General features: G+C 42.2%; 4 protein-coding genes and 1 pseudogene. All 5 read right to left on the bottom strand.

What is annotated here, in order from left to right:
• Positions 1-549: pseudogene (locus tag ACE1AQ_RS16340) on the bottom strand (cation:proton antiporter); the annotation flags it as partial.
• A 429-nt stretch (positions 550-978) separates the two neighbouring features.
• Positions 979-1,269 carry a hypothetical protein gene (locus tag ACE1AQ_RS16335; RefSeq protein WP_002783125.1) on the bottom strand — a complete coding sequence of 97 codons (291 nt, stop codon included), beginning with the start codon at positions 1,267-1,269 and terminating at the stop codon, positions 979-981.
• Between the two features lie 382 nt (positions 1,270-1,651).
• Positions 1,652-1,795: a hypothetical protein gene (locus ACE1AQ_RS16330; RefSeq protein ID WP_157221764.1), complete on the bottom strand. Its 144-nt coding sequence runs from the start codon at positions 1,793-1,795 to the stop codon at positions 1,652-1,654.
• 193 nt (positions 1,796-1,988) lie between these two features.
• On the bottom strand, positions 1,989-8,141 hold the full coding sequence (locus ACE1AQ_RS16325; RefSeq protein WP_008201845.1) for an AAA family ATPase: 6,153 nt from the start codon (positions 8,139-8,141) through the stop codon (positions 1,989-1,991).
• Complete coding sequence (locus tag ACE1AQ_RS16320; RefSeq protein WP_008201844.1) at positions 8,138-9,970, bottom strand: carotenoid oxygenase family protein; 1,833 nt, start codon at positions 9,968-9,970, stop codon at positions 8,138-8,140. Before ACE1AQ_RS16320 ends, ACE1AQ_RS16325 begins: the two co-directional genes overlap by 4 nt.
• Positions 9,971-10,281: the final 311 nt, after the last annotated feature.

Genomic DNA, 10,281 nt, shown 5'->3' with positions numbered 1-10,281 from the left:
AGGTGCGCCCTTTAAACCAGCAAAAGCAAAGGAATTATTGGCTTTATAGACTAAAACTGCGCCAATAAGGTAAAATAACATCGCCACATTGCTGATAAACAGATAACGCAGGGCAACCCAGAGAGAGCGATCGCTGCGAGGGTAGGCAATCACCAGAAAAGCGGCAATACTAATTACCTCTAGGGCAACGTAAACGCTAATAAAATCCTCACAGACGAAGACAGAATTAATGCTGCCGTGGAGAATGATAGCTTGGGCGTAAAAAAAGGCGGTTTTGCTACTTTCCCAATTATAAAAGATCACCGCCATGGTCACCAGGGCATTGGTGAGGATAAAATAGGCACTTAACTGATCGGCTACCAGTTTCACGCCATAATTATCCAGTAGGTTGAGGGTTATGGGGGAGGATTGGCTAAATAAAAGGAGAGAATAGGCGAGAGAGATAATAGAAGTAATTAAGGACAGATATTTAGCCCAGCGAGACAGTAAATAGCCAATAAAGCCGCTCAAAAAGGGTAAACTTATCCAAGCGATCGTTAGAGTATTCATGGTGTAGGATTTTCTGATCTTTACTTTGTCTAGGGCAGGGTTTTCCTAGACTAATCTGCTCAATTTCACCAGCAAAGATACTTTCTCTAATTATCCTCGATCGAGTCCTATTGATCAAGAATTTTTTGGGTGGCAAATAGATTGTTTTGGATCTATAATTATTATTGAAAAAAATAAAAGCAAGCGGTTGCGCTTTAATAATGTATATCTTGCCAGAGGGAGCAATCAGTAATGTTTTGGAAATCTTTGATATTTTTGGTAGCAATAATAACCCGACGACTGGGATATTTTTCTTTGATTAGAGACCATTGAGCCGATAGGATACAATCTATATCAATATTTTCTTTAACTTTTCAGCCCAAAGATAAGCGGCTTTTTGTAGTAAAATAAAACTGACTTTATGAAACTTAATTACATTCCTTAACTTATCTAATTCTTGCACGCTTTTACTTCTCGTCTAACCTCATAATCACATAGATCAGATGAAGTCAGAAAAGCTCCTCTTGCCAGCAGACGATAAAACCATTCGGTACATTGATAAACTTCTGTAAATAACTTTTGATCTTCTGGCCAGTCTTCACCGATCGGGGTTACTAATAAGCTTAAAATGTTAGAGTCCAGAATTACAATCACTCTTTTAATAAAACTCATTCCAGCTAACATTTCTTCACTGCTAACTAGCGGCAAAGATAACAGCAAATCTTCTATAGTGATCGTCATGACTTAGATAGCTCCTTAAGAACAACTCATGTTCTCATACTAGAATAATTATATAGGGATTCGATTGTATTTAGGGCTTGCTGAATAAACCTAAACACCCCACACCCCACGAAAAACTTTTTGCCGCAAACCCTAACGATTGATTATGTTTCCGCTGCAACTAGCGCACAGACTAATCTTCGCTTTCTTGATCATTCCTCTCTTCAAACCCTAGCCAAAAAAGTAACACATTATCAACCTCCATCATTTGCTCAGATGTCAGATTTCCTAATTTACGTAAAAGGTTTGCATGGGGAATTGTAACGATCTCTAAGGAAGCGAGCTTGGACTTTCACTTCAAATCTTGAACCACGAGGGGTTGTCGTATGTGGAACCAGAGTCGCTAAGGCACGCTCTTGATTGAGCGCAGGAATACTGATAATTGTCCTCGATCAAGTGCCAATTGATCAAGAATTTTTCGGGTGGCCACAGGAAGGTCAATGGTTAAGGCTATGACATCTAGCAATTTAGGTGTATTATTTGACATTTCTAATCACCTCTAAGCACTACAGGGGGTAGCAGGTTGTTAACCTTGGAATCTCCGAACTATATGTTCTGGATTGAGGCAAACGTCCCTCTGACCAATCATAGCAAATCCGTTTTTAATAGCATGATTAACTCCCAATCCAACTTTAACTTTAACTTCCCACTATCCTATACCTTTTAAACAGGATTGAGTATTAGGTTGATTTTGCCCGGGCCAGCCAATGGAGGTTAAAAATCCCTTGATAAATGGGATTATGGACCCGCAGCCAGCCCTGGTCTTTGATCACTAACCCCGATAAAAGTAACTCTTTTTCTGGGGGGCTATCCTCGGAAATTACCTCTTTTTCCCTTAAAATCCGTTCATAGAGTCTTAGGAGCAACTGGGAGCGGTGACTGTTGAGAAGCCGATCGCGAATAGTCCGCAGATGTTCCGGTTCATCCTGAGCCTCCCAATTGTCAATGATCTTCTTTTGTACCAAGTCCTCAATCCAGGGGGCTTCACCATTGGGGGGAATCGGCGAGGTGGCGGTGCGAATTAACTGACAGAGTTTTTGGGTCAGAAAAGGTTGACCGTTTGTCCAGGCAAAGACTTCTTTTAAGACAGTTTGTGGGTTACTAAATTTCTCGGCCAATCCCCGCAGTAAAGGCTGGGCTTCGTGTTCCTTAAAACCCTCCAATTGAATGGAATGACCGATATTAAAAGGAGTGATTTGGTGGTCAGTAATTAAATCGGAGGGGGTGACAACACCGAAGAAAGCGAAGGTCAAACGCCGATAGAGCGGGTTAAAACCACGCTGGTTATAGCAGGAACGAATCAGGGCAAAAAAGTCATTAACCGCAAAATTTAAGCCCAAAACGCTATCAATTTCATCGATAAAAATCGCAATTGGTTTCGGGGGAGAACCTTCTACTATCCCCACTTCCAGCAATAACACTTCTTCGATAAATTCCCCCAAGCGCTGCACTGCCGAGACATCTTCCCGTTCTTGCCACCAAGCTTTGAGATTGACCCTTTTGAGCAGGCCAAAACGTCGTCCTAACTCGAAGGCTATCCCCTTGTACCATTGGTCGGGAGTGACATTTTCACTGCCGATACGGGTTAAATCAATGGGAGCGCAACAGATACCCTCGTGTTGGAGGTGATCGATCATGCGTACCATTAAACTAGACTTACCCATTTGACGGGGATTGAGAACATAGCAAAAATCGCCGCGTTTGAGGGCTTTATAGAGATAACGGTCGGCGGCGCGAACCACGTAGGTGGGGGCATCCATGGGTAAACTGCCCCCCACTTGGTAGTCAAAGGTGCTAGATTCTTCGGTAGTTCTGAGCAGTTGATTTTCAAACAGTAATTCTGCTTGGGTGGCCTTGAGAATTTCTAGGGTTTGGCTGAGTTCCAGGGTGCGTTCCTGCACTTTCTGTTCTAGGGTGCGGCTATACTCGGCTAATTCTTGGGTAAAGCGAATCCGTTCCGCTTCCGCCTGTTTTCGTTCGGTAATATCGGTAAAAGCGGCGATAGCATAGATAATTTCGCCTTTTTCGTTAAAAACGGGCGTGGCATACACTTCTAGGGGGATAATCTTCTCTCCTTGGTGAACTTCTATATCATCCACCGTGTTTTTTTCCCCCCTTAAAGCTCGGACAATCGGATGGTATTCTGTGGGATACAATCGCTCGGTTCCAGCTTGATATAACTGATAGGTTTTCCCCAACTGATTAGCCGTGGTGATATTAACTATCTCTTTTCCTAAAATCTCCTGGGCGGTTTGATTGGCATAATAGGGTTGACTGCCAGCATCGAGGACAAATACCCCCACCGGCATGGCTTCCAAAAATTGCGCTAGTTGTCTCTGTTTGGCTTTGATTTCGGCGTAGAGTTTGGCGTTAGTAATTGCGATCGCTGCTTGGCTGGAGAGCAGTTGCAGCACTTCCAATCTTTCTTGGGTAAAGGCCCCAACGGTGAGATTATTTTCTAGATAGACAATTCCCCGCAGTTGTCCTTGGTCGAGGAGGGGGGAACAGAGTAGCGATTTGGTTTGATGGGTTTTAATATAGGGATCGTTGCTAAAATTGCCCTGATGGGCGGCATCGTTATTAAGCACGGTTTGACCGCTTCGGGCTACATAGTTAATAATTGAGACGGGAAGATGTTCTTCGATGGCATTAGATTTAAAGACTGTCACCCCATCTTCCTGCACCGAACCGGAGGCTTCGATCAATAGTTGTCCGCCGCTTTCTAGGATAAGATAGCCCAGCTGCGCCCCGGCATTTTCGATGAGAATTTTCATTAGGGTGGCGAGTAATTGATCTAAAACTATCTCGCTAGAAATGGCTTGGGATGCCTTCATAATCGTGGCTAAATCTAACAGTTCTCCCGCATGACTAACTGAATTTTTTCTGGTGGTAGTTCTCGTGGTTTCGGTCAGGGAATTGGCACCATAATTATTGACCATTAACTGAGAATAGCGGCTTTCTATATCTTTGACTTTAGCGGTTGCTCCCCAAAGAGAATAGAGATAAGCAGCTTCATTGATGTAAGTTTTGCCAATTTTTACTTTACCCCAATCGAGATAGAATTTCGCCGCTAGTTCTTTAGCTAGTGCTTCTTCATTAATGTATTCATTTTCCTTGGCTTTAGCGATGGCTAGATCGTAGTTTTCTATGGCTTCTAGGTAGGATTGCTGCACCCGATCCTTTTCCGCTTGCACTAAATAAAATTTATGGAGATAGTTCTGGGGTGCTTGATTAGCCCATTCCCGCAGCTTTTTCTGATTATTCGTCACTCGTTCTAAGACCTGTTGTTTTTGGTCATTATCCAGATGATTATAAATAGCTAAATGGGCGAGGGAATCATAGAAATTATGCAGAGAAATCAAGAAAGTGGCGGTGGCTCCCCCTAGATATTTTTGAGCTTGGTTAGCATTTTCAGTGGCTTGTTCGTACTGTCCAAATAGATAACAAAGGTATAATTTGTTGACAAATAAAGCACAGAGACCATAGAGATCATTAGCCTCTAGATGGTACGGTAACATAACAGTCTCTTGATAGTATTGTCCTTGTAAACGACTGGGATTTTCCGAGCGCCCCAGCAGATTTAAAACTGTTTGTCCGTAGATTTTTAGATAGTTGCGGGTGTTTTCTTGTTTGAGTTTAACAAAAGCCAGATCATAGTTAGCTATTTCTTGGGCTAATTCGGTTAATTCCTGTCCGATAAAGGCGGAATGAAAACAGTAAAGATAGGCGCAGGTTGTTCCGTAGTAGAGATCCCCCATTTCTAAACCAGTTTGATAGGAAGATTTTAACAAAGACAGGGAATTTTTAATCGGTTCTTTCCAGATACTAATAGTGGTGGAAAAGACGGCAATTATTTTCGGCATCAGGGCTTTGGCATGAAATTTATCAGCAATGTTTAAAGCCAATTTTCCAAATTGATAACCCGTTTCCCAATCTTCTAAAAGACCACAAAGAATTAAGCCATAATTAACATAAGTAAAGGCCGCTAGATAACTGTTGCCGTACTGAATTGATAAGTTAATCTGTTTTGATACTAGGATGGGTAAGATATGAGGGGCGGCAATAAAAACAGGAGAAAATATAGCAGCCGCTATCTTCATTATTGCTAATTTTTCTTGCTCACTTATCGGCGGTAAATTACTTAAATCTTCGATATTTTTACCCGCTAATTTTTGCCGAGTTTTATTCATTTCTTCCTGGATATCTGATGATTGTAAGGATTCAGGAATCTCGAAATCTAAGCTTTTGAGGACAGATAAGCCAATTTGTACCGCTTTTAGTTCTTGATTTTGGGCGTGATAAGCTTCGATGATTACTTCATAAACTTTTACTTTATCTAGGGTGGTTTTTGCCTGTTTTAGTACGAGATTAGCCCAGCGATGCATCTGCTCAAAATCCCCACTTAAATAGGCGATTTCTGTGGCTTCAGAATAAATATTTAAAGTCAGTTGATAGTTATTTTTCCAGCTTGATTTTTTGAGAAGTTTTTGAGCGATTTTAATATATTTTAAGGCTCCAGTTTGGGCATTGGCGGCTTTGGCTTTTTGAGCTGCTAGTAAATTCAAGTTAGCCACTGAATCTCGTTCTTTTTCCTCGCTAATTAGTTGATAACCAAGATTGAAATGATCGACTATTTTAAAAATCTTTTCCGATAATTCGTTGGTGGCATTATGATGCCAAAGTAGGCGACCAATTTTTAAATGAATTAAAGATTTTTGGCTGTCTTCGATGAGAGCGTAAGCTCCTTGCTGAATGCGATCATGAGCAAATTTATATTCTTGAATCAGTAATTGTTCATCTAATTCTGAGAGGGGAATAATTAAACCAGCTTCGCTACTAGAAGTTAAAATTGGTAAAAGTTTTAGAGGTGATTTTTCAGATATTACTGCTAGAATATTTAGATTAAATTCTGAGCCAAGACAAGCTGCTAAACTTAAAATTTCCTGAGTTTCGGGGGGCAATTTCTGCATTTTGCCCATCATAAATTGAATCAGATTATCGGTACTGCCAATCCTTTGAATTTGACCGAGATGCCATTGCCAATAGCCCCTATTATTGTCGGTTTTAGTGGTTGTTTCCTGCCCCGGTTGGAAAAACAGCAAATTTTCCCAGTAGATAGTTTTGAGAAATTCATTGACAAAAAAAGGATTCCCGTGGGTTTTTTGCCAGACTAAAGCGGACAAAGATTGCACATAATCAAGAGAATGATTTAAGGTGTCAGCAATTAAATGATTGACCTGTTCAAGACCCAGAGGTTTTAAAATAACTTGATTGATAATTATGCCCCCCTGCTCTAATTTATCGAGAGTAGTGGTTAGGGGATGGGTGGAATTAATTTCGTTACTGCGATAGGAGCCAATTAAAAATAAATAGTCCATATCGCCATCGAGCATAATTAATTCTATTAACTGGAGACTAGCCAAGTCTGCCCATTGCAAATCATCGAGAAAGATGACCAGGGGATGTTCCGGGGAACAAAAGACCCGAATAAAATTTTTAAAGACTAAATTAAAGCGATTTTGAGTAGCGATCGCTCCTAATTGTAACACCTCTGGTTGCGGGCTGATAATTAATTCTAGTTCGGGAATCACATCAATAATCACCCGTGCATTCGTCCCCAAAGACTTGAGGAGTTTTTGTCGCCATAGTTCCAGTTGTGGCTGACTTTCCCCCAAAAGTTGCTTGACGAGATTAGTCAAAGCACTAACCACGGCAGCATAGGGAGTATCGCGCTGAAATTGGTCAAATTTACCGGAGATAAAAAAGCCGCGTTTTTCAGTAATTGGCTGATAAATTTCCTTAACCAGGGTGGTTTTACCCATGCCAGAATAACCGGTAACTAGCATCAGTTCGGTGTGAGAGGAGTTTTTATCCGCGGTGGCTACCCGTTGAAAAGCGGCGAGAAGAGTGGCGATTTCTGCCTCCCTACCGTAGAGTTTTTGGGGAATTTGGAACTGATTGGCTAGATCTTGCCTAGCGATGACAAAATCCTCAATTTTACCCGTTTTTTCTAGTTGTCTTAAACATTCTTCTAAATCTGCCCGAATACCGTAGGCACTTTGGTATCGTTCCTCTGGGGTTTTAGCCATCAGTTTCCTGATGATTGCCTCCACCACCGGGGGAATTTCCTCCTTGACGAGACTATTAACCTGCAAGGGTTGCTTTGCCAGATGACAGTGAACTAATTCCAAAGCATCGTTAGCCCGAAAAGGTAATTGTCCGGTGAGAAGTTCGTAGAAGCTAACGCCCAAAGAATAAAAATCGCTGCGGTAATCGAGACTGCGATTCATCCGTCCGGTTTGTTCGGGAGAAATATAGGCTAAAGTCCCCTCCAGGACGTTGGGATTTTTTAGCCCCGGATTTTCCCGCTGCAGGACGGTGGCAATACCAAAATCGATGATTTTAATCTGTCCGGTTTCGGGGTTAATAACTATATTGGCAGGATTAATATCTTTGTGAATAACCTTGGCGTTGTGAATTTTCTCTAAATTAGCCACTATTCGGAGTGCAAGGCTTAAAAAGTCCCTTAAGGCCAGGGGTTTGCCCCCTAGCCATTTTTTTAAGGATATACCGCCGAAATCTTCCAAAATAATCACGGGAGTTCTGCGGTAGGTTTCTAAACCATAGGCTTTAATCGCCCCCTGGAAGTTCAGGCCGCAGATGGTTTTATACTCCTGTTTGTAGTGGGTTAGTTCTTGGGTGGTGGGATATTCTTGCTTGAGGATTTTGAGGATAACGGGTTGATTATCGACGGTGCGAATCGCCCGATAGACTTCTGAGTTAACGCTTTCGTAAACCTGGGCAAGAATGTCGTATCCTTTGAGAACAATCATTTTTTTACTTGGCGATTGTAAACGGCTGCGGGTCTCCCCAAGAAAAATTCTACGGGAACCAAGACAAGACTTCGCAAGGCTGACAGAAATCGATTTACCTGTGAGACGGAAGGACGGGGAGAAGGGACCACCTGCTCGAAATACTCGGAATGCAAGGTCAAACCAAAATGAACATCTTCCGGTAAGCTCAGTTTAGCAATCGGTCCGTCCTTGAGATTGTCAGGGTTAAATAACCAAGCTTCTAATACTTTGGTCGGGGTTAAAACCGTCGTCAATAGATAGGCCCGTTCTTGGGGAATAAACTGAATGCTATCTAAAATATAGCCATCAGGACAAACATAAAAATCCAGTAGTTCCCGACCTAAATGTGATACATGAGTATCACTGGCATTTTTTTCTTGCCTAATCTGTTCAGTTAACTGATTCCAATCTTTATCGAAGGGAACCTTGGCTAATACCGAGGGCAAGTCATGACAGGGAAGTTCGGCATCCCTGAGGATGCGATTGCTTTGGTCGCGACAATCCATATACTGACGACGACAGATTAATTCACGCACATAACCGAGATAAATTTGATAAACGGCACTGTATCCCTGTTCCGATTCCCGCGGGTCGGCGGTGTAGAGACCGGTACAGAACCAACCCGGATGGATGAAAGCTTGTTCGCTCATCACCCTGGCATCTTCGATAACCACTTTGCGTAGCACTCCGACGTCAAAGGAAAACATCCAGGGGATGCCGTGGTATTCGGGGGGATAACTCTGACCGGTAAAATGTTGGATATCGTCTTTTTCGATCGCTTCGGTTAAACTAATAGTGGCATTTTGGATGGCCACAATCTGAATTTGACCGTTGGTACTATGGTAACTACAAAGGAAGTGATAACTGTCGCCATTGAAGGTAATTAATCGCGAGGGAACGGTGGTTTCTTCTTCCTTGAGGTCTTGACGTTTAACCAGATAAATTTGAGTTTTCGGATAGGTTTCTTCGGGTCTGATTCTGATACCTAATAGTTTGGCTACTCCCATCTGAAAGGGCATATCGGGAATCATGATATAATCTTCGGTGACGATGACCGAATGGGGGCTACCATCGAGGATAGTTCCCTGTAGTTTCCAGGGTTTAAGTTTTTTTTCTTGATCCCAAAGCACAATATACACCGATTTATCTAAATCTTTTAACATACCTCCCGATATAAGTTTTAGCTTTAATTCACAGGTGATAAATTCTTGGGTCTTTTTGTCGTAGAAGGGGTGAGCGGTATTTTCTAGGACTGGGAAAAAAGACAAAGGCACGGAAACAATATGTTGGTCAAAATAACCAATCGGAGTGATGGTATCCAGGGAAACGGGATCCACTTCCCAGTAACGTCCAGCATCGGCGGTGAGGATTAATCTGGTTTCTTCTAGTTGTTTATCTTCGGCAACTTTTTCTAGTTTAACCATAGCAGTATTCGCTATTTCCGAAGAACCTAAAATGCTGATCACGGCCGGAAAAGTGGCTTGACTAATATTAAATATCGGTAAAACTTTTCGCCAAAAACTATCCCAAGTTTTTAGTTTTTTACTGTAAACGTTAACTTGATTATTTTTCCCTTGCAAGTCCCATTTAATAATTACACCTTCGCCAGAGAACAAATGACGGTCATTTTTTCTATGGAAAGGACAGACGATAAAAACGTATCCCGACAGATTTTCCGGCCAATGTCCCTCAGTAATTGTGGCAACTGCTTTATGTAAATTGTTCTCATCCGGTTGACCGAGTTGCGAGCGACTAAAATTGCTAACGTTGACAGTATTTTGGACAGTATCTTTGATTGACATATTCATAAGTAGGGTTTGCGGCAAAAAGTTTGTTGGTGGGGTTAGGAGCCGGTCGTCGGTCGTCAGGAGATAGGAGTCGGGAGCCAGTATTTAGGAGGCAGGAGACAGGAGATAGGTTTTAGGTGTTGGGGTTTTGGGGTTTTGGGGTTTTAAGGTGTTGGGGTGGTCACTGCGTGCGCGTTGCGGGGGGTGTTGGGGTTTTTTAGTTGAAATTCCCCACTTCCCCATTTCCCCACTTCCCCATTCCCCCATTTCCCCACTCCCCTCATACCTGATAACTGATTACTGATAACTGATTACTGATAACTGATAACTGG

It is taken from the genome of Microcystis sp. BLCC-F209, assembly GCF_041928595.1.
Taxonomy (GTDB): Bacteria; Cyanobacteriota; Cyanobacteriia; order Cyanobacteriales; family Microcystaceae; genus Microcystis.
The sequence above is the reverse complement of the archived record's forward strand: the minus strand, read 5'-3'. Positions and strand labels throughout refer to the sequence as shown.

Bases quoted from the DNA above. Each gene is read 5' to 3' on its own strand.
- ACE1AQ_RS16325 (WP_008201845.1), bottom strand. From the start codon at position 8,141: ATGATTGTTCTCAAAGGATACGACATTCTTGCCCAGGTTTACGAAAGC.
- ACE1AQ_RS16330 (WP_157221764.1), bottom strand. From the start codon at position 1,795: ATGTCAAATAATACACCTAAATTGCTAGATGTCATAGCCTTAACCATT.
- ACE1AQ_RS16320 (WP_008201844.1), bottom strand. From the start codon at position 9,970: ATGAATATGTCAATCAAAGATACTGTCCAAAATACTGTCAACGTTAGC.
- ACE1AQ_RS16335 (WP_002783125.1), bottom strand. From the start codon at position 1,269: ATGACGATCACTATAGAAGATTTGCTGTTATCTTTGCCGCTAGTTAGC.